This window comes from Leptolyngbya sp. UWPOB_LEPTO1 (assembly GCF_017302695.1).
Classification (GTDB): domain Bacteria; phylum Cyanobacteriota; class Cyanobacteriia; order Leptolyngbyales; family Leptolyngbyaceae; genus Leptolyngbya; species Leptolyngbya boryana.
Map to the genome: position 1 here is coordinate 1 of NZ_JAFLCJ010000001.1, position 21,126 is coordinate 21,126.

The 21,126-nt window shown below is 45.9% G+C and carries 23 protein-coding genes and 1 pseudogene; 12 read left to right on the forward strand and 12 right to left on the reverse strand.

The window, feature by feature from the left end; translation table 11 throughout:
* Positions 1-210, reverse strand: a pseudogene (locus J0L70_RS00005) (sulfate ABC transporter substrate-binding protein); the annotation flags it as partial.
* Positions 211-370: 160 nt separating this feature from the next.
* Here J0L70_RS00005 and J0L70_RS00010 point away from each other — a divergent pair.
* On the forward strand, positions 371-1,165 hold the full coding sequence (locus J0L70_RS00010; RefSeq protein WP_287452555.1) for a phosphate/phosphite/phosphonate ABC transporter substrate-binding protein: 795 nt from the start codon (positions 371-373) through the stop codon (positions 1,163-1,165).
* Here J0L70_RS00010 and J0L70_RS00015 read toward each other — a convergent pair.
* Positions 1,152-2,435, reverse strand: a complete 1,284-nt coding sequence (locus J0L70_RS00015; RefSeq protein WP_287452556.1) for a tetratricopeptide repeat protein — start codon at positions 2,433-2,435, stop codon at positions 1,152-1,154. The genes J0L70_RS00010 and J0L70_RS00015 overlap by 14 nt on opposite strands.
* 462 nt (positions 2,436-2,897) lie before the next feature.
* Between J0L70_RS00015 and J0L70_RS00020 the strand changes: the two genes are divergently transcribed.
* The 5 genes from J0L70_RS00020 to J0L70_RS00040 are packed head-to-tail and all read left to right on the forward strand — an operon-like array spanning position 2,898 to position 7,021.
* On the forward strand, positions 2,898-4,034 hold the full coding sequence (locus J0L70_RS00020) for a sulfate ABC transporter substrate-binding protein (RefSeq protein WP_287452557.1): 1,137 nt from the start codon (positions 2,898-2,900) through the stop codon (positions 4,032-4,034).
* A gap of 57 nt (positions 4,035-4,091) precedes the next feature.
* Positions 4,092-5,231, forward strand: coding sequence for a hypothetical protein (locus J0L70_RS00025; protein ID WP_287452559.1), 1,140 nt, complete (start codon positions 4,092-4,094; stop codon positions 5,229-5,231).
* Between the two features lie 22 nt (positions 5,232-5,253).
* Positions 5,254-5,946: a MotA/TolQ/ExbB proton channel family protein gene (locus J0L70_RS00030; RefSeq protein ID WP_287452561.1), complete on the forward strand. Its 693-nt coding sequence runs from the start codon at positions 5,254-5,256 to the stop codon at positions 5,944-5,946.
* 5 nt (positions 5,947-5,951) lie between these two features.
* Positions 5,952-6,365, forward strand: a complete 414-nt coding sequence (locus J0L70_RS00035; protein WP_017290790.1) for an ExbD/TolR family protein — start codon at positions 5,952-5,954, stop codon at positions 6,363-6,365.
* Between the two features lie 2 nt (positions 6,366-6,367).
* Positions 6,368-7,021 carry a DUF4333 domain-containing protein gene (locus J0L70_RS00040; protein WP_287452565.1) on the forward strand — a complete coding sequence of 218 codons (654 nt, stop codon included), beginning with the start codon at positions 6,368-6,370 and terminating at the stop codon, positions 7,019-7,021.
* A gap of 1 nt (position 7,022) precedes the next feature.
* Here the strand turns inward: J0L70_RS00040 and J0L70_RS00045 are convergent, their stop codons facing one another.
* Both J0L70_RS00045 and J0L70_RS00050 read right to left on the reverse strand, forming a co-directional pair.
* Positions 7,023-7,517, reverse strand: a complete 495-nt coding sequence (locus tag J0L70_RS00045) for an MgtC/SapB family protein (RefSeq protein ID WP_287452566.1) — start codon at positions 7,515-7,517, stop codon at positions 7,023-7,025.
* 203 nt (positions 7,518-7,720) lie between these two features.
* On the reverse strand, positions 7,721-9,493 hold the full coding sequence (locus J0L70_RS00050) for an iron uptake porin (RefSeq protein WP_287452567.1): 1,773 nt from the start codon (positions 9,491-9,493) through the stop codon (positions 7,721-7,723).
* A gap of 304 nt (positions 9,494-9,797) precedes the next feature.
* Between J0L70_RS00050 and ssuD the strand changes: the two genes are divergently transcribed.
* The 4 genes from ssuD to cysK all read left to right on the forward strand — a co-directional run bounded on the left by ssuD (position 9,798) and on the right by cysK (position 12,621).
* Positions 9,798-10,952: an FMNH2-dependent alkanesulfonate monooxygenase gene (gene ssuD / locus J0L70_RS00055; protein ID WP_287452568.1), complete on the forward strand. Its 1,155-nt coding sequence runs from the start codon at positions 9,798-9,800 to the stop codon at positions 10,950-10,952.
* 126 nt (positions 10,953-11,078) lie between these two features.
* Positions 11,079-11,261, forward strand: a complete 183-nt coding sequence (locus tag J0L70_RS00060; protein ID WP_144056283.1) for a hypothetical protein — start codon at positions 11,079-11,081, stop codon at positions 11,259-11,261.
* 37 nt (positions 11,262-11,298) lie between these two features.
* Positions 11,299-11,502: a hypothetical protein gene (locus J0L70_RS00065; protein ID WP_287452569.1), complete on the forward strand. Its 204-nt coding sequence runs from the start codon at positions 11,299-11,301 to the stop codon at positions 11,500-11,502.
* Between the two features lie 126 nt (positions 11,503-11,628).
* Positions 11,629-12,621, forward strand: a complete 993-nt coding sequence (cysK, locus tag J0L70_RS00070) for a cysteine synthase A (RefSeq protein ID WP_287452571.1) — start codon at positions 11,629-11,631, stop codon at positions 12,619-12,621.
* 88 nt (positions 12,622-12,709) lie between these two features.
* On the opposite strand, the gene J0L70_RS00075 is transcribed toward cysK, so the two are convergent.
* Both J0L70_RS00075 and J0L70_RS00080 read right to left on the reverse strand, forming a co-directional pair.
* Positions 12,710-12,937, reverse strand: a complete 228-nt coding sequence (locus J0L70_RS00075; protein WP_287452572.1) for a hypothetical protein — start codon at positions 12,935-12,937, stop codon at positions 12,710-12,712.
* A gap of 95 nt (positions 12,938-13,032) precedes the next feature.
* A complete protein-coding gene (locus J0L70_RS00080) occupies positions 13,033-13,479 on the reverse strand; it encodes an RrF2 family transcriptional regulator (protein ID WP_017290781.1) in 447 nt (148 codons plus the stop codon).
* 215 nt (positions 13,480-13,694) lie between these two features.
* Here J0L70_RS00080 and J0L70_RS00085 point away from each other — a divergent pair, with 215 nt between their 5' ends.
* Positions 13,695-14,633: a LysR substrate-binding domain-containing protein gene (locus J0L70_RS00085; protein ID WP_287452573.1), complete on the forward strand. Its 939-nt coding sequence runs from the start codon at positions 13,695-13,697 to the stop codon at positions 14,631-14,633.
* A gap of 10 nt (positions 14,634-14,643) precedes the next feature.
* Here J0L70_RS00085 and J0L70_RS32110 read toward each other — a convergent pair whose 3' ends face one another.
* On the reverse strand, positions 14,644-15,045 hold the full coding sequence (locus J0L70_RS32110) for a four-helix bundle copper-binding protein (RefSeq protein WP_502711017.1): 402 nt from the start codon (positions 15,043-15,045) through the stop codon (positions 14,644-14,646).
* Positions 15,046-15,431: 386 nt separating this feature from the next.
* Positions 15,432-16,319, reverse strand: coding sequence for a prohibitin family protein (locus J0L70_RS00095; protein ID WP_287452574.1), 888 nt, complete (start codon positions 16,317-16,319; stop codon positions 15,432-15,434).
* A gap of 125 nt (positions 16,320-16,444) precedes the next feature.
* On the opposite strand from J0L70_RS00095, the gene J0L70_RS00100 reads away from it, so the two are divergent.
* Positions 16,445-17,086 (forward strand): cadmium resistance transporter, encoded by a 642-nt coding sequence (locus J0L70_RS00100; RefSeq protein WP_287452575.1) that lies wholly within the window; start codon positions 16,445-16,447, stop codon positions 17,084-17,086.
* 12 nt (positions 17,087-17,098) lie between these two features.
* Here J0L70_RS00100 and J0L70_RS00105 read toward each other — a convergent pair whose 3' ends face one another.
* From J0L70_RS00105 to J0L70_RS00120, 4 genes are all read right to left on the reverse strand, one after another.
* Positions 17,099-17,386 carry an NIL domain-containing protein gene (locus J0L70_RS00105; RefSeq protein WP_287452577.1) on the reverse strand — a complete coding sequence of 96 codons (288 nt, stop codon included), beginning with the start codon at positions 17,384-17,386 and terminating at the stop codon, positions 17,099-17,101.
* A gap of 11 nt (positions 17,387-17,397) precedes the next feature.
* The gene (gene metX / locus J0L70_RS00110) at positions 17,398-18,474 is read right to left on the reverse strand and encodes a homoserine O-acetyltransferase MetX (protein ID WP_287452578.1); all 1,077 of its coding nucleotides are present in this window, start codon (positions 18,472-18,474) and stop codon (positions 17,398-17,400) included.
* Complete coding sequence (locus tag J0L70_RS00115; protein ID WP_287452579.1) at positions 18,471-19,775, reverse strand: O-acetylhomoserine aminocarboxypropyltransferase/cysteine synthase family protein; 1,305 nt, start codon at positions 19,773-19,775, stop codon at positions 18,471-18,473. Before J0L70_RS00115 ends, metX begins: the two co-directional genes overlap by 4 nt.
* Positions 19,776-19,881: 106 nt before the next feature.
* The gene (locus tag J0L70_RS00120; RefSeq protein ID WP_190651873.1) at positions 19,882-20,853 is read right to left on the reverse strand and encodes a sulfurtransferase; all 972 of its coding nucleotides are present in this window, start codon (positions 20,851-20,853) and stop codon (positions 19,882-19,884) included.
* Positions 20,854-21,126 lie beyond the last annotated feature (273 nt).

A 21,126-nucleotide genomic window follows, 5' to 3' on the forward strand; every position in this document is an offset into this window, starting at 1 on the left:
CTCTTTAGCGGCGTTGGCAACGGGGCTAGCGCTATTGGGACTAGAAGAAGTTGAAGCGGTGTTGCCGCCGCAGGAGGCGATAGCGACACTTAGGGTGGTGCCGATCACAAAGAGTGAAACGAATTTTCTGACAGAGTGCAGATTAAATAGTGTTTTGAAGGTTTGAGCCAAGCGTGGTGCTAGCTCATGTGGATGGTGCTTCAACTTCATGAATTGTTCTCCTAATCTACGGTAATATTGTAGGATTACCGTCCTTATCTCAGTTTTCAATCGTATCGGAGAAAGAGATAAAGCGCAAGAAAATACTCCTATTATTTGATCGGTTTACTTGGGATTACGATAACTCTAATGCTTGCTGAGGAATCAGATTGTGTCTTTTCATGCGATTTCATATTTGGCTCCAAATTGGTTGGAGTTTTATCAAGCTGTGACTCTTTATTTGGGGCGAGTCTTGGGCTGTCAGGCTGATTTGATGGTCGGCGAATGTGATCCGTTGAAGGATTCGCGACTTTATGAAGATGCGATCGATCTAGCTTTTATTTGTGGATTGCCGTTTGTTCGGTATGGTCGAATTCGACCTCGGCAGTTCAGCGCGATCGCGGCTCCAGTGATGCAAGCTGAGCGGTATCAAAATACGCCAATTTACTTCTCCGATATCATTGTTCATGCGGAGAGTTCGTTTCAAACGTTCTCGGATTTAGCAAATTCAACCGTTTGTTATAACGATCCTGGCTCGAATAGTGGCTACTACTTGCTTCGGGATCGCTTAATTCAGGAACAACGTCCACAATTTTTCAAACATGCGATTCAATCCGGCTCACATCAGCGATCGATTCGTTGGGTGATCGATCGCAAAGCAGATTGTGCTGCGATTGATAGTACGGTGCTGGAGCAAGAATTTCGCGTCTTTCCCGAACTGGCACATCATGTGAAAATCATCGAGTCGAGTCGGTCTTGTCCGATGCCGCCGATTGTGGTGGCAACACATTTAGGCGATCCAGTGATTGAGCAAATTCAATTCGCATTACTGCATCCAGATTCAGAATTATCAGCAGCGATGACTGCAATGCAGATTCAGCGCTTTGCGGCTGTCACTACGGAAGATTATGCAGCGATCGCTGATCTCTATGACGATGTGACGAATTCGTGCTTTAGCCAGCTTTAACCGTTCGCCATAACTGCCGCACTTTGCCAGACTGATTGCGTAGAACAGCTTGTTGATAAATCTGACCAAACATTTTCTGTTGAGTCCGACTCCCACCGACGGTATGTAGATAAGAGAGTCGAGGCTGCATTGCCGAAACTGTCGTTGACCAATCTTGTCGAGTGTATGCAACTAACCCTTTGGCAACAGGCAAGACAATTTGCAGCCAGGTGAATTGCGATGTTGCCGGAAGTTGCTGTGCGTGCGATGTGAGACTTTGGAGAAATTCATTCACCCAGTCTGTGTAGCCAGCCCGTGCGAGTGCATAAATATAGTGCAAATCTTGAAAAGGTAGCGCATGTTCGTGTAAACGCGAACCCAGATGAGGAGCAAGAGCCTGCCAGCGTTTCCCCACATTAACGCCTTGCACTTCTAAGCGCAGTAAGGTCGCGATCGCACCGACTTGATCTTTTGACGACGACGGATTCGCCCGTCCCCAAACCTTTTGATCGTACAGCTCTAAGACTTTCTGATGATTTCCCAATGCCAGATAGTAAAGGGCGACATGCCACCAATTGTGGGTATATAGCATCGAATTGCACTGCTCCCAAGTGTCTGAATGGCTTTCCATCCAAAGAATTCCATCTTCTGGGCGATTTTGTTCTTCAAGAATATGCGCGATCGCATGTTGCGCCCACGGGTCGAATCGATTCAGCGAGATCGCTTGCAGTCCAGTCTGCATAGCGCGATCTAAGTCTCCGCATTGCTCCAAGCCAAACGCAATCATTCCATATAAATAGTGCAGATGGGGATTGTTGGTATTGGCAGGAAGAACTTTCTCGGCAATTTTGAGTAACGGATCAGATTCGCCTCGATAGAAGTAGTGATATTGTCCTTGCTGCACAGAAATCAGGTCTTGTGGATAGTTCTCTGCGATCGCTTCATGTAGGTTGATGGCTTCAGAAATTGCGCCGACTGCCCAAGCTGAAATCGCGCGAATGTACCATTGTTCTCGTTCAGTTGCCGTTGCAGCATAACGCTCAGCCACTTTGAGGTGATGCATCGCGGTTTGACGCGCGATCGCGGTTTCCTGGGATAGGTAGTAAGCGGCAGCGTATGCTTGAGCGATCGCGCAGGTTGGATCGAGTGCCAGCGCTTGCAGAATCGCTGCTTCGGCTTGATTGCCGTAGTAAAGAGCTTGGTCAATAAATCGATCGAGTTCAGTCCTGAGTTGAGAAGAAAAATCAGTTCGGGTGCTTGTCACCGCGAGTCCTTGAGCGTCAATTATCATGGAGGATCACAAATAACACTAAACCGGTCGGAATACCGTATTATTTGCCAAGTATGTCATACTCCTAGGAGCAATGAAAAGTAAAGCTCGTTACTTATCTCGTCATTTATTTGGAGCCTTGAAACGTACCAACAATTTCCTCGCTCCGTTCTATCTCGCTCTGGAATGGAATTCCGGGGGCGGATGAATGCGATGAGCGATACGTTTCAAACATCCTCTTAATATGAGTCCCCATATCTAATCTCTTATAGGCGAGTAAGAAATTACTGTTTCTCAATTGAACTCGTATCGATACTTTAAATTGCATGAATTGCTAGTCATTCCAAAATTGGCAAATCGCATCTAAAAAATATTTTTTCAGGTCTTGTTTTCTCATGCGACTTGTGAGATTCTCTTGATACAAACTAATCTACTAAATGCCGATCAATCAATCGTAGATTATTCTAAAAGTATTCTCAATCTATGAAAAATCGTTCTTTTGCCCAATCGCTGCTCAATAAGGTTCAGCATCAAGTTTCTAGCCTAAAAGTTCCTAGTCTTCTAGTAGCTACTGGAGTCACTTTCAGTTTGTCGATCCCTGCTTCTGCTGCGATCGACACTTTACGGAATGAAGGCAAGACTACTGATCAGCCGCCTGTGCCAAAGCAGCAGTTGATCAGCCAAAACCCGCAGACTGTTGAGCTTACTCTAGTATCCTTTGCGGTGACGAAAGAAGCTTACTCAAAAGTCATCCCATTGTTTCAGCAGAAATGGAAGCGCGAACGGAACCAAGAAGTTAAGTTTGTTGAAAGCTATGCCGGTTCAGGCACTCAGACTAGAGCCGTGATCGATGGACTAGAAGCAGATATTGTGCATCTTGCACTTGGATTCGATGTTGATCGCATTCAAAAAGCTGGATTGATTGATCCAGGTTGGGAGAAAGAAGCTCCAAATGATGCAGTGGTGAGTCGTTCTGTTGTGGCACTCGTGACCCGTCCCGGTAATCCTAAAAATGTCCGAGGATGGTCAGATCTAGCGAAGCCAGGAATTAGCGTTGTCACAGCAAACCCGAAAACCTCTGGGGTTGCCCGTTGGAACTTTCTGGCATTATGGGGTGCAGTCAGTAAGACAGGCGGCGATGATGCGAAAGCTCAAGACTATGTGACACAAGTGTTTAAGAATGCTCCTGTGCTTGCTAAAGATGCGCGGGAGCTGAGTGACATTTTCTTCAAGAAGAATCAGGGCGATGTGCTGATTAACTACGAAAACGAGGTCATCTTAGCGTCACAAAAGGGTGAAACAGGATTCTTTACCGTGATCCCGCAGAATAATATCTCGATCGATAACCCGATCGCAGTCGTGGATAAAGTCGTCAATAAACGCAAGACGCGGGAAGTTGCAGAAGCATTTGTTCAGTTCCTTTACACCCCAGAAGCTCAACGGGAATTTGCAAAAGTCGGATTTCGTCCCGTCAATACGAGCATTACGAAGGAATTTGATAAGAAGTTTCCAAAAGTGAATAAGCTGTACACGATCAAAGATTTTGGAGGTTGGGCAGAAGCGCAGAAGCGATTTTTTGATGATGGTGCAGTCTTTGATCGGATTCAGGCTTCTCGCTAAAGTTCGATCGCGGTTTCTCCAGTATCTACAGTTAGGGGCATTTTGCCCCTTTTCTTCATGATCACAGGTAGGGTTGTTGCTTTGTTTACTTCAGATCAAAATTCACACAAGTCTCAGCTTGAGTCTTCAGCAAACAAGAGCGTTAATCCGAATGATAGTAGCGCGATCGCGGTGCTGGATAAGGTTGCGATCTCCGATGAGAAGATCTCACCCCTGTTTCAAGTGGCTAAACCGAGTAGTACTGCTAAATGGGTTTGGTTAACAGTGCTAGTTTCTCTAGGATTGCATGTAGGATTGATGCTGATCCCAACTGGGAATGAGCCAAAACCCACACCTCTCAAAGAACAAGAAAAACAAGTTCGTGTGACTCAGTTGCCGACTTTGAACAAGACGGCAGTGATCAAAGCACCGCCCAAGCCTTTAACTCCAACCCAACCTCAAAGAATTACACCCGTTCGAGAAACAACAATTCCGCCTGTTGCAAGCCCTGTCGATCGTCCAAAACCTCCGATCCCTCAATCACCGACGAAACCTGCTGAGACGAAACCCGCTGAGTCAGACAGCAACAACTGGGCAGATTTCCCTATCTATCCAACGGCTCAACCGGGTTGTTTTGGGCTACAGTCTTGTCTGCAAACGAGCGATGCTCTCGCAAAGGTCTCTGATTTCTTTACTAAGGAGCTAGCGAAAAAGAAATATGAGAGTAAGCTGACAGTCCAGTCAGTCGATCGCGCAATTTATCAAGTTTCTCGCAACGGGCAAGCGCAATTTCTGAGTATTCTCCAAAGTGAGAAAGGAACGGTTTATGTTTTAGCAGATGCGCCTCGAACACTAGAAGATTTGAAAAAAGCGGTAGAAGTTCCGCCTGAAGTATCCGAGATTTTGAGCAATCTAGATGCTCAAGCCGCTGATCCCACTTTGTTTGCACAGCCGACCTTGTTTTATGACAGGCAAGTTCAGAAAGCCGGAATCCGTAACATTAGCTTAGTCGCAAGCCAGGCAGACACGATGATGGATGAATACTTTCGATCGAACTTGCAGAACAATGGCTATGAAGTAACAGATTTACCGCAGCAGTATGGGGGAGGTAGCCTCTATCAAGTTAAGAAAGGATCAGTGACACTTTATCTCAATCTAGTTCCAACAAAAGACGGTGCAAACACGCTCGTTGTCGCTTGGAAAAACTTGCCAGTTTAGTTCTCTTAATCTTGGATGTCCTATGTCTATTCTGTTTGATTTGATTGCCAAAGGTGGGCCGGTGATGATTCCGCTAACAGGGTTGTCAGTGGCAACGATCGCCTGTGGGATTGAGCGAACTATCTTTTGGGTTCAAGTCCTCCGAGTCGAAGATAAGATCGCTCATGATGTCTTGGATGCAGCACAATACAGTTTAGATGAGGCATCCGCGATCGCGCTTCGAGCGGCGGATCAGCCGATTGGTCGTTTTCTGCTCGCAGCACTGCAACTTGATTATCCAGAGCCGGAAACATTTCATTTGGCACTTGCAACCGCAGGCGAAGAAGAGTTTGTCCTAATGCGAAAAGGGGACAAGTTATTGGAAACAGTGATTGCGGTTGCGCCGTTGCTTGGGCTGCTGGGAACTGTGACGGGTCTAATTATCACTTTCATTAACTTGAAAATTGGGGGTGGCGGCTCATCTGTCGATACTTCTAAGGCTGCGGGAGGGATTGGGGAAGCTTTGACCACAACGGCAGGAGGCATGATTGTTGCGATCGTTGCATTATTAATTTTTCGACTGTGTGTGACACTACAAGCGAAACAGGTCGATTACTTTTCTAAAGTGGGGTGCCGATTAGAGCTAATTTACCGCCACATTTGGTACAAGCGGTTGAAAGCAGAATCGGAACTGTCGTTGGAAAATCGTGCGATCGCGAATCAATCTCTTCTATAGCGCTTATGTTTTCTAAATCGAAGTCAAATTCTGGTATTCCAGAGGTCAATTTAGTTCCCATGATGGACGTGATTATGACAATTCTCACGTTCTTTATTATTGTGGCAATGACGCTCAGCGATCAACAACGCACGCTCAACGTCAATCTGCCCAATGCCAAGTCAACTCCCTCCAGTGCAAGAACTCCAGAATCTCTAGTGGTGGGCTTGAATGCACAAGGGCAAACTGCGATCCGGGAAAAACTTGTCTCTGAAACCGAACTGGCTCAGCAGATTCAGAGCTATCTCGCGAAAAGTCCACAAGGATCTGTGTTGTTGAAAGCTGATCGCACCGTCTCTTATCAGCAGCTTGCGAAAGTTTTAGGGTCGATGCAGCAAATTGGTGGAGAACGAGTTTCACTTGCGATCGAAAGTAATTAACCATGCGAAAATTTCTCTTACTCTTGGCTGGAACAGCGATTCTTTCTGGGTGTGAAAAAACGTTTGACGTGACTAGCCTACAAGAAGAAATCAAAACCAGCTTGAATCAGCAAAATGGCATTTCGGTGAAATCTGTCCATTGCCCGACAAACATCAAAATTCAACCTGATAGTACGTTTGAGTGTACTGGCGAGCTAAATCCTGATGGTGGTTTCTTTGTGACCGTTCAGCAAGAGAATGAAGGGAAAGCAAAATGGGAAATTCCCAATTCTTGGCGATTGCTCAATTTGGCAAAGCTAGAAGCAGAATTTCAAGAAAAGATCAAAGCCACACCCCAGAATGGATTGCGGGTCACTTGCGGCGGTAGCTATCGAGCTATAAAACCCGGCGATAGTTTTGAATGTCAACTGACTCGCAAGGATAAGACAGATGCAATCTTAGTCAAAATTGAACCGGAAGGACAGGTGAATTGGCAAGAAGTGAGAACAGTGACAGTCCCAGAAAAGGCAACCTCTGCTTTACCTTCTCCAGCAGCAACTCCAGACACTACGACTACTACTGAAACTCCATCCTCTTCAACTTCAGAGAGCAAATCGGCAGTTCCTCCAGGCGCGCAGATTAAAGACGAAACAGGCTGGCAGGAACTTAACGATTAAGCTAGGTGCGATCTCTATCTCTATCCCGCTCTTGCTGGGCAGAATTTCCAGTTTGCGGCAATCGAATGACAATCGATCGCTGAACTCGCTTCACTCCACTAAGCGTCACCAGCGTTAACACTGCACCCACCAGTCCAGTTTGCCAAAAGCCACACCCGATCGCGGCTCCTAGTGCGGCTGCAATCCAAATTGAAGCCGCAGTTGTTAATCCTCGAACTTTGGGAAGTTCAGACTTTTTCGAGGACTGCTGCAAGATTAGTCCTGCACCCAGAAAGCCAACGCCTGTCGTTACGCCTTGAATGGTACGGCTCAGAGCATTCGTGGCAGCATAGGGACTATCTCCTTCTGCTTGCAGCGGAAGCATTACGAACAAAGCAGACCCCATACTCACTAACATAAAAGTTCGCATTCCTGCGGGTCTGCCTCCTTTTTGGCGATTGATTCCAATCAAGCAACCTACGATTAGCGATAGCGTTAAACGAAATGCAATGTTCATCCAATCATTGGAAGGAATGAACATTTTATCGGTTATGACTAGCAAGCTTTGTAGAATCATCAGAGCGGCACCTCGGCGTGAATGATTACTAGAAGAGTAGCGAAGAAACAATTGAAATACTGCTACTTGTTCTATGAAAAAAAGCCCTCTTGCTTTGAGACAAGAGGGTTGGAGTGAACACGGAAACTTTAGTTCAACTGCAATTAGAATCGGAATGTTGTCCGAACAACACCGACATAAAGGGTGTCGTTATTGCTGTTGTTTTCTGGATTAAAAATCACGATTAGACCAGGCGTAATCGAAATCTTGTCAGAAAGTTGAAATCGATACAGCCCTTCTAAATGCAGCGTTGTATCTTCATCCCGGCGGCGGGCTGTCGTTGCTCCTAGCACAGGTGGTCCAAAATCACTGTTCGTGACTTTAGGTGGCTGACCGAAAATGATGCCAGCTAAGTTACCTTTTCCGCCCAAATCTGGAAATCCGAGAGACACTGCCCAACTCCAGATATCAGCTCTATCTCCAGTATTGACTGTTGCGAGTCCTTTACCATTCTCAGCGATCGCTTGGGTGTACAATCCCCATGCTGAAACCGTAAATTTAGGGCTAAACCGATAGGTCGCTTGTAATCCAAAATGATTGGCGGAAGTTGCAACGTTACCAAATGGTTGGTTAGCAAAAGCACTTCCATAAGCGCCAGAGACAGAGACATCATTGTTCGCACCGCTAAAGTACGATCGTGCATAAGATAAGCCAAGCGCGAAATCGCGATTCGGTTGGAAAGCTAACTGTGCGATCGCGCCATAGCTTCCGTCTAGCAATCCACGCGATTCTGCTGGATCATTTGGTCTTCTGGCAATGTAACCTGCAGAAAAGCTCAAAGAATCACTCAGCTTTAAGACTGCGCTGACCCCTGCTCCGGTATTGCTGCCTGAGCCAGTGTTACTCGCTCGATAAATCGGTGAAAAACGACCAAATCGAGACACACTTCCAGTGGAGGCAGAAGCAAATAAGGGGTTAAAGGTGTTGAAGTTATCGTAGAATTCACCCCCGATCGCATCTACAGTCACGTTCAAATTCGTGCCTAGAGGGAAGCGATAGAAGAGTTTGCCCAATTGCACACTGTTGTCTGGATTGTTCGTTGTATCGTAACCGAGACGAGTTTGGCTCGTTCCGGTGACTGGAGTGTTAAAAGCAGTTGTATTGCTTGCCTCTAGACGAGTGAAGAGTCGATCTTTGCCAGTCAAGCTGGTATTGAGATCCAATCGAACCCGATTGCTCAATACCGTATTGTCTTGCACATCTCGCCCTGCTGCACCAAAAGCGGCAGTTCTAGCAGCTTCTCGCGCCGCACCTGCGGGAGCCGCGTTGATGACTCGCCATTGATCAGAGTTCAACGCACGATCTTCTCCCACAACACCAGCAATACCGAAGATAACTTCTCCACTCAGTTTTGTTGTGGTTGAGAATTGCTGCTTTTCTAGTGTCGTGGTTCGAGCTTCGAGAGAATCCACTCGCCCGCGTAAGGTTGCAAGCTCTGCTGCAAATTGTTCTTGGAGTTGTTGCAGGGTTGCTAAGTCTTCTTTTTTGACCAAATCAGCTGTTGCTGCTGCAATCAGTTCATTGACGCGATCGAGACAAGCATTCAGACCTGCTGCAAACTCATAACGGGTTAATGCACGATTGCCGCGATAGGTACGATCGGGATAGCCTGCAATGCAACCATATCGTTCAACTAGAGATTGCAGGGCTTGAAACGCCCAATCTGTTGGACGCACGTCAGACAGTTGGGAAACAGATGTAACTTGTCCAGCAGCATTCACTTCGCTGGTTTCACTGCTGTAGGCTGCAAGCTGACTGAGAGAGTTCTCAGAACTCGCAGGCAGTTCTTTAACTTCTGCCGCGTTTGCTTGGCTCCACAGGCTCACTCCTAACACAATGGGCGATGCCCAAAGCAAGCTCGAAATGCTCTTCCGCATTGTTAAATTCCTCACACCAATCAGAAATAAGATCGTGCCGCAGACGCTTTGAATTATCGAAACCTTCAGATAATCTACGTAATGTCGATCGAATTATCGTATTCAAAATAATACTGCCATGAACTTCCTGAAGAAAGCAAGGGGCGATTGTTACTTTTTTATTCACAAAGCGCAAATTTTTAAATCCCTAGAGATTTGTATCAGAAGTACTTTTCTGCTCGATTATGTCTGTGACATACTGGCAGCTTAAATCTAAGTAATCCGGTACATACGATTCAATACCGTAGATTAGGAGAGAGAAAGCGTGCAAGTTCTTTGGTTTATTCCAACTCATGGGGATGGTCGTTACCTGGCAACTTCGATTGCAGGGCGATCGACGAACTATGACTATTTGAAGCAGATCGCTCAGGCGGTGGATCATTTAGGCTACTTTGGAGCATTGTTACCGACAGGTCGATCTTGTGAAGATGCTTGGATTGTTGCCTCTACATTGATGCCGCTCACTCAGCGGATGCGGTTTTTAGTTGCAGTGCGTCCAGGATTAGTTTCGCCTGGAGTTGCGGCTCGGATGGCAGCAACATTTGATCGACTTTCAAATGGTCGGTTGTTGATTAATGTTGTGACTGGCGGCGATCCGGTCGAACTAGCAGGAGATGGGCTGCATTTGAGCCACGACGATCGCTATCATTTAACGGATGAATTTCTTACTGTTTGGCGCGAAATTGTTCAAGGCAATGAAATCACGCACAAAGGAGAGCATTTAGACGTTCAGGGTGGAAAGCTTCTTTTTCCAACGGTTCAGAAGCCTTATCCGCCCCTGTGGTTTGGGGGATCGTCTCCGGTTGCGAAAGAAATTGCGGCAAAGCATGTTGATGCTTACTTGACTTGGGGTGAACCTCCTAGCCAAGTTGCTGAAAAAATCAAATCTGTGCGTCAGTTCGCAGAACAACAAGGACGATCGCTGAAATTTGGTATTCGTCTGCACGTGATTGTGCGAGAAACTGAGAGTGAAGCTTGGAATGCTGCAAATCAGTTGATTCGCTATGTGGATGAAGATGCGATCGCGGCAGCACAAAAAGCCTATGCCCGCATGGATTCTCAAGGGCAGCGTCAAATGACTCAGTTGCACAATGGTAGCCGTGAAGCCTTAGAAATTAGTCCGAATCTGTGGGCTGGTGTAGGTTTAGTTCGAGGAGGAGCGGGAACAGCACTGGTCGGCGATCCCGATACCGTTGCAGCTCGAATCTTGGAATACTCAGCGCTAGGAATTGATCATTTTATTCTGTCAGGCTATCCGCATTTAGAAGAAGCCTATCGAGTTGCCGAACTGTTATTCCCTAGACTTCCTCTCAGTCATGCACAGCCAATCGATCAGCAGGTGATGTTTAGTCCATTCGGAGAGATTGTTGCAAACGAAAAGTTTCCAAAGCAAAGTAGTACACCGGCGACTGTCGATTGAGGTCTGAATATGACAGATAGATTCTACGAACAACAGGTCATGCAACAATTAGTTGCGTGTTCACCCGAGCTTTTTAGGAAATGTTGCGTTAGTTTGATCTTTTGTAAAACTGGAAATCTTCTGCTGATGAACAGAGAAGATCTAGTCTTTGATCCGATGCTGTGTCTAGAATTTGTGCCAATCGCGCAATTGTTGCAAAAACAATGCGGGAATACACGAATTTGTATCTGTACTGCAGATGGAGTCATTCTCAACTTGAGCAGCGAGGAAATGATCGAGCTTGCTGAGACTTGGAATATTTGGCATTAGAAGCGTTTGCCTTTCTAGAACTCAAGGAAATAAACTCATGGCATTTTACGATCGCATCGAGCAAGAACTTGCAGTCGATGAATTTTGGGGAACGAAATTATCGCAAAAATATGAGTCGGGAGTTCGAGATATTTGGGAAGTCAAACCTCCTGAAGCACAGAGAGATTCTACATTCCACGTTTTGCATTGGAGCTATCGTTCTCTTTGGAAATTCCGTTATCTTCGCCATTTTGCGCGTTAAACGGTCTTAAGTTTTCATAAATTCCATAATTCCTATCGATTTATCGGAGTATAATAAATAGAGGCGGGTGATATGCACGTTTGTTTGTGACTGAATTGATCTCCCTCATCACCATGGAGTAGCGCAATGCGAATTGCAAAAAATATTACAGAGTTAATTGGGAAAACGCCATTAGTTCGCCTCAATCATATCCCTCAGGCAGAAGGGTCTGTTGCTCAAATCGTCGCCAAACTAGAAGGCATGAACCCTGCAGCTTCCGTGAAAGATCGGATTGGGGCAAGTATGATTCAGACTGCTGAAGAGGCGGGACTGATCGAACCAGGTCGCACGATTTTAGTTGAGCCAACTTCAGGCAATACTGGAATTGCACTCGCAATGGTGGCGGCAGCGAAAGGCTATCGATTGATTTTGACGATGCCAGATACGATGAGCTTGGAGCGTCGAGCTATGCTGAAAGGCTATGGCGCTCAACTTGAGCTAACGCCCGGAACTGAAGGCATGAAAGGAGCGATTCGACGGGCTGAGGAAATCGTGAATTCAGTCCCAAATGCTTACATGCTGCAACAGTTTCGCAATCCAGCTAATCCTAAAGTGCATCGCGAAACTACGGCTGAGGAGCTTTGGTCAGACACCGATGGGCAGATTGATATTTTGATCGCAGGTGTTGGTACAGGCGGGACGATTACGGGTGTGGCAGAAGTTTTGAAGCAGCGTAAGCCTGGATTCCAAGCGATCGCAGTTGAACCTGTTGAGAGTCATGTTCTCTCGGGCGGGCAACCTGGAGCGCATAAGATTCAGGGGATTGGAGCAGGGTTTGTCCCGGAAGTCTTGCGCACTGAGTTAATTGATGAAGTGATTCAAGTTAGCAGTGAAGATGCGATCGCGTATAGTCGTCGCTTAGCAAGAGAAGAAGGATTGCTATCTGGAATTTCATCGGGGGCTGCACTGGCTGCTGCGATTCAGGTTGGAAAGCGTCCAGAGAATGCTGGAAAGCTGATTGTCTTTATACAGCCGAGCTTTGGCGAACGCTATCTGAGTACTGCATTGTTTAAGGATCTCACAGAGATTGAAGTCGCGCCGCTCAATGGTGCAAGCCGCTCACTTTCGTCGGTGAGCTAGTTTTAGATTTAGATTTCGAGATGGTATCTGTTTTCCCCCAAATTTAGAGAATTTGGGGGATTTTTATTATGGTGCAGAGTCGAGGATTCTACAGCAAAAAGTCATAGAACCATTTTGGGATAAAAGCAATTCCAATCAGGATGATAATACTTGCTGTACAAACCAGCGTGAGTAAAAGTAAAGGATCAAATCTCAGCACGATTCCCTCCGATCGTGGCACGGGAATTGATTGTAGATTTTGGAGATAAGCAAAATACATTTGGCATTTCTTGCCGACAATTCGAGCAAAACCAATACACACCCGTTGATCGCACATGACGCAGTAATTTCTCAGAGCAGCAAAGACAGTAGCTCATTAGATTCCCCTATTAGCAAGCAAAGACTAAGATACAAGCCCACTGATCACAAGTGCTAGATATAAAACATGGATGATTTCTGCTTGCGAGCAGCACAGCGCTGGACTAAATCTTCTAATGTGCAGCGCTGCAACGCTTCATGAGAAGCTGTTTGAGCCTGTTTCCACACTTCTGATAAGAGTTCTCGCTCCAAGTTCACGCTTGATCGATTCTCGATCGGTTCTCCCGTTATCAATGTCACAATTTCTGCGATCGTGATCGATCGAGGTTCGCGAGTCAGCGTATATCCTCCCTTTGCTCCGCGTAGACCTTGAACCAGTCCACCACGTCGCAGCAGATTAAAAATCTGTTCTAAGTACCGCTCTGGAATGGGCTGACGACCGGCGATATCGTGAATTCTCAGCGGGGTTGCTTTGTCAAACTGGCTTGCCAATTCTAAGAGCGCCAGTAACGCATACTCAATCTTGGCAGGCACAGATAATGAATTACTAGACTGTTTCATGGTGACTTTCAATATGGATGAGAGGGGTGTGAGCAACTCCAGAAGCTTTTTTTCTCGAAAAAGTCTGGGTGTGATAAGATGCCAACACGATTCAACTACTCTATCTTGATCGATTTAATGTGGTTTTGCTGTCATTATGCTCACAATTGCGTTCAAATTACGCAAAATGATTGAAAAATTTCCAACGGCGTAAGCATCCAACCTCAATTACGACTATGACACTGGAACAATTACGAATTTTTTTAGCCGTTGCTGAGCAATTGCACTTTACCCGTGCAGCCGAAGCTCTCTACATTACACAGCCTGCTGTGAGTGCAGCTATCCAGAGCTTAGAGCAGGAGTATGGCGTAAAGTTATTTCACCGCATTGGTCGCCGCATTGAAATGGCAGATGCGGGGCGCTTATTTCAGTTGGAAGCGCAGAAAATCTTAGATCAAGTCGAGTTCGCAGAACGTCAATTGCGAGAGCTAAACAATTTGCAGCGTGGAGAGCTAAAAATCGGCGCGAGTTTAACGATCGGAAATTATTGGCTCCCTGACAAAATTAGCCAATTCAAACAGCAATATCCAGGCATTCAAGTGCAGTGTAAGTTAGGAAATGCAGAAGAAATTTGTGAAGGGACTGCATTAGGGCGGTTTGACTTAGGATTAGTCACAGGCGATGTGAAGCCTGTCTTAAAAGAGCTATTAGAGCAAGAAGCGATCGGCTCAGATCGGCTGAGGATTGTGGTCGGTCGATCGCATCCTTGGTTTACCCATCCTCAAATCGCTGTAGAAGACTTATTAAAAACATCGTGGGTGATGCGCGAATCCGGTTCAGGCGCACAGAAGATGTTCGAGCAAGCGCTGGATGATTGGGGTGTTGAATTATCTGAACTGCAAATTGCTTTGGTACTCAGTACGAGTGAAATGGTCAAAGCTGTGGTCGAGCGAGGAGTTGGAGCCGCAGCTTTACCAGAACTGATGGTCGAGAAAGAACTGAAATTGAAAACGCTTAGGGCGATCGAGATCGAAGATGACCAAAGATGCGATCGCGCGATTTTAGAAATTATTCAGCCAATTTTCAAACTCAGGCATCAAAAGCGGTTTCGCACTCAGTCGATCTGTGCTTTTGAGAAAATTTTGATGCCTGAATTGCAGGATAGTGTGATTTGAACCTGGGTTTTTAGCTTGCAACTAAGGCCTCGAAGGTGTCGAAATTCGGGCGACGGAAGTAAGCGCTCGATAATCGACCCATTGAACTACAGTACTGGCTGCAAGCGTGGCAAGCTTCAGCACATGCCATCATTTGCGGATCGTCTGAGTAGATTTCACAAGCTGCTGCACAGCGATCGCACATTTCAGCGCAGATCAAGAATGTGCGTCCCATGAATTCAGATCCATCGATCATTAAGTTAGTACTCATCAGACACATTTCTGCACAGTCTCGCAGCAAGCACATCAATGACAAATCGCGATCTTGCGTGTTGTTGTGCAAGTAGTACGAGAGCGTTGTCGTGCAGTTTTTTTTGCACGTGGTGAGGGCCTGTAGACCCCGTTGCATTTCAAGGCTCATTGATTGTGTCATAGCTGTCACCGTTCCTTTGTTCGTCGGACTGAATATGAGGTTCTTTGATTTGTAGCGTAGTCCGAGTTTTTAGGAGATGCAAGCGCGATCGTACTTCGATTTTTACAATGTTCAGTAACTCTCTCAAAAATAGAGGAATTGAACAAAAACACGATGCATCGCAGGAGTTTTAGCTCGAACTACTATCCATTAAGGCTTGTAATCTTGACTTTACTAGGAGAGATTTGACCTGTGATATTTGAACACTGGATTCAGCGCCAAATTGACCAGAAAAAACGCTCGGCTAATGTCAGGATATCTTGATATTAGCGATGAAATGGCGTTGAAAGTCCGATGAAATCGTTAACTTTTTGATCAGTTGAGTAACGCTTGGAATACATTTTGAACTATTTTGTTGCAGCATTTCCAGGCAAGCTTGTTTTCATCAATTTTTTTAGATCTAGTACTGTAGAACTTTCATCGCCAACGACTAGTGGAAGGCTCCCATTCCATTTCTCGATCGCTTGTCTTTGCAGTAATTCCGGTGTGAGCGTTTGTTGCAGAAGCCGCTGAGCTTCTGCTTCTCCCCGTGCTAGATTGGCTTTTGCTTCTGCTTCTTTGACTGCTTTTAATGCAACAAATTCAGCCCGTTTTACTTCCTGCTCTGCAACTTGTTTTGCCTCAACTGCATCGCTAAATCGCTGTGTGAAGTGAATATGCACTAATGACAAATCATCGACGGCAATATGATACGGCTTCAAGCGTTCTGTTAGAGCCTGATCTACGCCTGTCTTGACTTCTCCTCGCTTTGTAATGATTTCCTCAGCGGTGTACTTTGCCATGACTGCTTTGAGCACTTCTTCGATCGCCGGGTTGATAATGCGATCGATGACAGCTTGCTGATTCCCAATCTGCTGATAGATCAAATTCGCCTCTTGCGGAAGCACATGCCAATTCAGCGCTACATCTGCATACACATCCTGCAAATCTTTAGAAGAAGCTTCGGCTGAAATTTCCTGGCTCTGAACGCGAACGCTGAGCTTTTCTACAGTCTCAACGATCGGCACAATGAAATGGATGCCTTCTCCCAACACGCTGTCTTGAACTGCACCAAATTTCATCAAGACTCCGCGTTCTCCTGCTCGCACAATCACGATAAAGCTGGAGATCAATGCTAAACAAAGCAAGACCAGAATGACTTGAATCGCAATACTCGCGTCGCGACCACTTTTTTTACTGATTTTTCGGGTTGAATTCGCAATGCTTGACGGTTCAGAGTCCAGAGATTTCGTCATAAGCAAGGATTGAGGCAGTTTCCGCTAATATACAACAAATGCTGAGAAGGCTCTATCTGAATGTATTCTTTTAAAGCTCAGTTTATCGATCATGCTATTTCAATCGATTAAAGTTATCGAATCCTATGCCTGAAATTTTGATTCGTGCCGTAGTTACTGGAATCACTGCATTTGCAGCAACTAATCTGGACGATATTCTGGTTTTGATGCTGTTCTTTTCTCAAGTCGATCGCACGTTCCGACGGCATCATATTATGACAGGGCAATATCTTGGCTTTGCTGTGCTGTTGCTGATTAGCTTACCGGGTTTCTTCGGCGGATTGCTCATTCCTCGCCCTTGGATTGGGCTACTGGGCTTAGTTCCTATCGCAATCGGCATTTCTAGCTTTTTTCAGCAAGAGGACGATGAACCTGTGCAAACTGTCTCTCAGTCATCTCGCTCTGTTTTTGCTCAATTTCTGAATCCTCAAACTTATCAAGTTGCTGTAGTCACGATCGCAAATGGCGGCGACAATATTGGCATTTATCTTCCTCTATTTGCCAGTAGTACTTGGCTTGAGTTAATTGTGATTTTGGTCGTTTTCCTCATCATGATTGCAATTTGGTGTGCGATCGCACAGTATCTCGCTACGCATCGTCTGATTGCTCGTCCACTTATGAACTATGGGCATCGGATTATCCCCTTTGTTTTGATTGCACTGGGATTTTACATTCTCTGGGAAAACAAGACTCACACATTTCTCAGCTTACTGAAAGCTCAAACTTAACCGATTCATCTTTCAATAGTGCCATTCGTCTCCATCCGAGTTCGGCTTTCCAATGACTTTTAGATCGAGTGATTTTAGATGTGCAAGTCCATGACTAATCTGCTGGGGTGTGCCTCTGAGTGCTAAATCAAAGTAACCACAGTCGTCTGTATTGCTCCCGAGCATTGCCGCTGTAATATTCACAGCCAAACCCGATACTGAAATCAAATCAGAAATTACAGGCTGATGTCGATAGACCATCGGAATCTGTAGATGAATGCGAACTCTGATGTGACGATCGTATCTAGAAACTGACTGCATCAAACTGGCTCCTACATTCGATGAGAACAAAGAGTCTGACTGGTTAAACTCTGACGAAACTGCACAATCAAATCATTCAGCACAGTCATGTCTATCAGAAATGCATCATGACCGTGAGGAGAGTCTAACCATTTTAGGGATGAGTTAGGAATGAAATCAGCGAGTTCTTGTTGTTCGACAGGTGGATAGAGAATATCTGTCGGGATTCCGACAATCAGGGTAGGTTGCTGAATTGTTTGTAACGTTGCTTGATAGCTTTGATTCGGGCGAGCTAGATCATGAGAATCCATTGCTTTACTTAATGTGATGTAGGTATTCGCGTCAAAGCGATCGGCTAATTTTTGTCCCTGATGCTGCAAATAGCGAGCGATCGTAAATTCTTCGGTTTCAGCATTTCGCCCAAAGCGCTGATCAAAGCTTGCCCACGATCGATAAGTGTTCATTGCCATCATTCGTGCCACAGCCAGTCCGTGAGCCGGGGGGTGATCCGGAGCATAGTTGCCATTGTTCCAATTCGGATCAGCATAAATGGCTTGGCGCTGAGCTTCACTGAGTCCAATACACCAAGCCGAGTGACGACCGGAAACTGCGATCGCAGCGATTGATTCTACTTTCTCTGGATACAGCAATGCCCACTCTAGAACCTGCATTCCGCCGAGCGATCCGCCGATGACTAATTTTAGCGATCGGATCTTCAGTGCCTCGACTAATCGAGCCTGCAGATGAACCATATCTCGGATCGTAATCGCTGGAAAACTATCTCCGTAAGGCTTTCCAGTACTCGGATTAATTGACGTGGCACCGGTTGTTCCGTAGCAACTGCCTAAAATATTGCTACAGACAACAAAATCTGTTTCTAAATCTAGCGCTTTCCCACTTCCAAAAAGGGGTTGCCACCAAGCCTCGACATCTGCCCAGCCTGTGAAGGCATGACATACAAGCACTGCATTATTGCCCGATTCATTCAATTTTCCCCAGGTTTGATAAGCAACTTGCACCCCATGCAACACTTGTCCTGATTCTAGAAAGAACGGGTCAGACAGTTGATAGAACTGCGTTTGAGGCGAAATGATAGAGCGATAGTTCATGCTGGAATGTTCTGGAACGCTTGTTCAAAGTCAGCTTTGATATCATCAATGTGCTCAAGCCCTGTTGAAACTCGGATTAGCTCCGGAGTGACACCTGCCGATCGCTGTTCTGCATCGCTGAGCTGTTGGTGTGTGGTTGAGTTGGGATGAATGACAAGCGTTTTTGCATCTCCAACGTTCGCCAGATGGCTTGCAAGTTTGACGCTATTGATAAATTTCCGTCCTGCTTCTTGACCTCCTTGAATCCCAAAACTGAGCATCCCACTAAAACCATGCCGAAGATATTTTTTTGCACGTTCATGATACGGGTGCTCCGGCAGACCGAGGTAGTTCACCCATTCAACTTTCGGGTGCTGTTGCAACCATTGAGCTAGTTCCAACGCATTACTACTATGTCGATCGACGCGCAATGATAGGGTCTCTAAGCCTTGCAAAAGAAGAAACGCATTAAACGGACTCAAGCTCGGCCCAAAATCTCGCAGTCCCTCAACCCGTGCGCGAATAATAAAAGCAATATTGCCGAATGGACTCTCAGGACCAAACACTTCATAGAAATTCAAGCCGTGATACCCCGGCGAAGGCTCAGTAAACACTGGAAACTTCCCATTTCCCCAGTCAAACTGACCAGAATCGACGATCACACCCCCGATCGAAGTGCCATGTCCGCCAATCCACTTGGTTGCTGACTGCACAACAATATCCGCGCCATGCTCGATTGGACGTGCCAAATATCCTGCACAGCCGAAGGTATTATCGACGATTAATGGAATGCCATGTTCATGAGCGACGTGTGCCAAAGCTGCAAAATCAGGCACATTGTACTGGGGGTTTCCGATTGTTTCGATATAGAGTGCTTTGGTACGATCGTCGATCGCTTGTCGAAAATCCTCAACATTATCGCCATCGACAAACTTGACTTGAATACCCAACCGAGGCAAAGCAACTTTGAACTGATTGTAAGTTCCACCGTACAGATAGCTCGTTGAAACAATGTTATCGCCTGCTTCTGCGATCGTACTCATTGCTAAAAACTGAGCAGCTTGTCCACTGGATGTTGCGAGTGCTGCGGCTCCTCCTTCTAGTGCTGCAATTCGCTTTTCAAACACATCTGTTGTCGGATTCATGATCCGCGTGTAAATATTGCCAAACTCTTGCAGCGCGAATAACTTCGCTCCATGATCAGCGTTGTCAAACACATAAGAGGTCGTTTGATAGATTGGAACTGCACGTGCATTCGTTCCAGGAGCAGGCGTTTGTCCAGCATGAATCTGTAGTGTTTCAAACTGATACTGATCAGACATAAAACTTTCTCTCCTAATGAGTCGATTAGGCTTAGTAGCCCTGATCAAAATTAACTCTGATAGAACTACTAAGCCTATATCAGTTGCGATCAATCAAACCTTGAAGCTAAACTGCTTGCTCTGGACCTGTGGCAACGGGTAAATCAGTTGTGCTGTACTCTGTCCAAGACCCTTCATAAATTCGCACATTCGGATAGCCGAGCAAATGCTTCAGCACAACGTACTGTAGAGTTGCTTCTCGCCCAGTACTGCATGAGACAATGATGTTATCCGACGGCTTGATATTGCGATCGGCAAGCAATTTGCGAATTTCATCTAATGACTTCAGCTTGTGGGGATTCTTCAAAGCGTCTTGTGCATTGTTCGATTCTGTGAAAGTCGGCCAAGGAATGTTCCGAGCACCTGGAATATGCCCGTTTCGTACCCAAATATTCTTCTCGCCTCGGAACAATTCTGGGGGGCGGGGATCAATGAAGACGACACCTGGCTTATTGATGAGTTGCTTGACACCATTCAAATCTACTCGAATCGATGGATTATCGCGCAATGCAAATTGACTAGGGCGATAACGAGGAAACTCCTTGGTAACAGGCTGATTTGCGGCTTTATAGCCTGCGTATCCTCCATCTAACACTGCAATATCTCGCACGCCCGATCGCTCTAGCAAGTAAGCAACCATGGTTGCACCTAAGACATCTCGCCCATCTGAATAGACGAGAACTTTACTCTTATTTGTTACTCCTGCTTGCGTAAACAAACTAGCTAACTTGTTGGTATCCCAGTACTGCACAGGCAGAAATCCATTCGGACCGCGAAAATTGCTATCTGCGATGTTGACTGCCTTTGGAAGATGTCCTTCAACATAATCCAGAGGGCTAGTCCGCACATCCAAAATGCGTAAATTGGGATCGTTCACATTCGCACTGACCCAACTCGGTGATACGAACTGAATTGTAGATTTCGGACTTGCGGCAAAGGATGCCATCCCAGGAATGACAGCAAACGCGATCGCGATCGCTGCAGCGAGTGCAAAAAATTTCGGCTTTCTCAGCCTTGTCCAAAAGAAAGTGTGGCGCATGGAAAATCTCCGCCGTTTATACTACGGCAAACTGATCGAGATAAAGGACTTTTCATTTATAAAGTTGCCATAATTCTGAGAGAAAAACAAGGCTATGACTCTGAAAAATAACGATTAAGCGATTGAGATACCGTAGTTTATAAATCGTGTATTCCTCTGTATGCGATAGAGTGAAAGCAATTCAGGGTCAGGGTAGGCTTGATTTCACTGCACAACTCTGAACTGCACAACAATGTATAACGCGGCTCAGAGCGAGATCGAGACGGTATTGCG

Coding starts and splice junctions, on each gene's coding strand:
- J0L70_RS00035 (WP_017290790.1), top strand. CDS start 5,952: ATGTTTTCTAAATCGAAGTCAAATTCTGGTATTCCAGAGGTCAATTTA.
- J0L70_RS00030 (WP_287452561.1), top strand. CDS start 5,254: ATGTCTATTCTGTTTGATTTGATTGCCAAAGGTGGGCCGGTGATGATT.
- J0L70_RS00100 (WP_287452575.1), top strand. CDS start 16,445: ATGCCTGAAATTTTGATTCGTGCCGTAGTTACTGGAATCACTGCATTT.
- J0L70_RS00105 (WP_287452577.1), bottom strand. CDS start 17,386: ATGCAGTCAGTTTCTAGATACGATCGTCACATCAGAGTTCGCATTCAT.
- metX (WP_287452578.1), bottom strand. CDS start 18,474: ATGAACTATCGCTCTATCATTTCGCCTCAAACGCAGTTCTATCAACTG.
- J0L70_RS00075 (WP_287452572.1), bottom strand. CDS start 12,937: ATGTGCGATCAACGGGTGTGTATTGGTTTTGCTCGAATTGTCGGCAAG.
- J0L70_RS00025 (WP_287452559.1), top strand. CDS start 4,092: ATGATCACAGGTAGGGTTGTTGCTTTGTTTACTTCAGATCAAAATTCA.
- J0L70_RS00045 (WP_287452566.1), bottom strand. CDS start 7,517: ATGAACATTGCATTTCGTTTAACGCTATCGCTAATCGTAGGTTGCTTG.
- J0L70_RS00115 (WP_287452579.1), bottom strand. CDS start 19,775: ATGTCTGATCAGTATCAGTTTGAAACACTACAGATTCATGCTGGACAA.
- J0L70_RS00095 (WP_287452574.1), bottom strand. CDS start 16,319: ATGACGAAATCTCTGGACTCTGAACCGTCAAGCATTGCGAATTCAACC.
- J0L70_RS00060 (WP_144056283.1), top strand. CDS start 11,079: ATGAACAGAGAAGATCTAGTCTTTGATCCGATGCTGTGTCTAGAATTT.
- J0L70_RS00040 (WP_287452565.1), top strand. CDS start 6,368: ATGCGAAAATTTCTCTTACTCTTGGCTGGAACAGCGATTCTTTCTGGG.
- J0L70_RS00050 (WP_287452567.1), bottom strand. CDS start 9,493: ATGCGGAAGAGCATTTCGAGCTTGCTTTGGGCATCGCCCATTGTGTTA.
- cysK (WP_287452571.1), top strand. CDS start 11,629: ATGCGAATTGCAAAAAATATTACAGAGTTAATTGGGAAAACGCCATTA.
- J0L70_RS00020 (WP_287452557.1), top strand. CDS start 2,898: ATGAAAAATCGTTCTTTTGCCCAATCGCTGCTCAATAAGGTTCAGCAT.
- J0L70_RS00065 (WP_287452569.1), top strand. CDS start 11,299: ATGGCATTTTACGATCGCATCGAGCAAGAACTTGCAGTCGATGAATTT.
- J0L70_RS00080 (WP_017290781.1), bottom strand. CDS start 13,479: ATGAAACAGTCTAGTAATTCATTATCTGTGCCTGCCAAGATTGAGTAT.
- J0L70_RS00015 (WP_287452556.1), bottom strand. CDS start 2,435: ATGATAATTGACGCTCAAGGACTCGCGGTGACAAGCACCCGAACTGAT.
- J0L70_RS00120 (WP_190651873.1), bottom strand. CDS start 20,853: ATGCGCCACACTTTCTTTTGGACAAGGCTGAGAAAGCCGAAATTTTTT.
- J0L70_RS00085 (WP_287452573.1), top strand. CDS start 13,695: ATGACACTGGAACAATTACGAATTTTTTTAGCCGTTGCTGAGCAATTG.
- J0L70_RS32110 (WP_502711017.1), bottom strand. CDS start 15,045: ATGACACAATCAATGAGCCTTGAAATGCAACGGGGTCTACAGGCCCTC.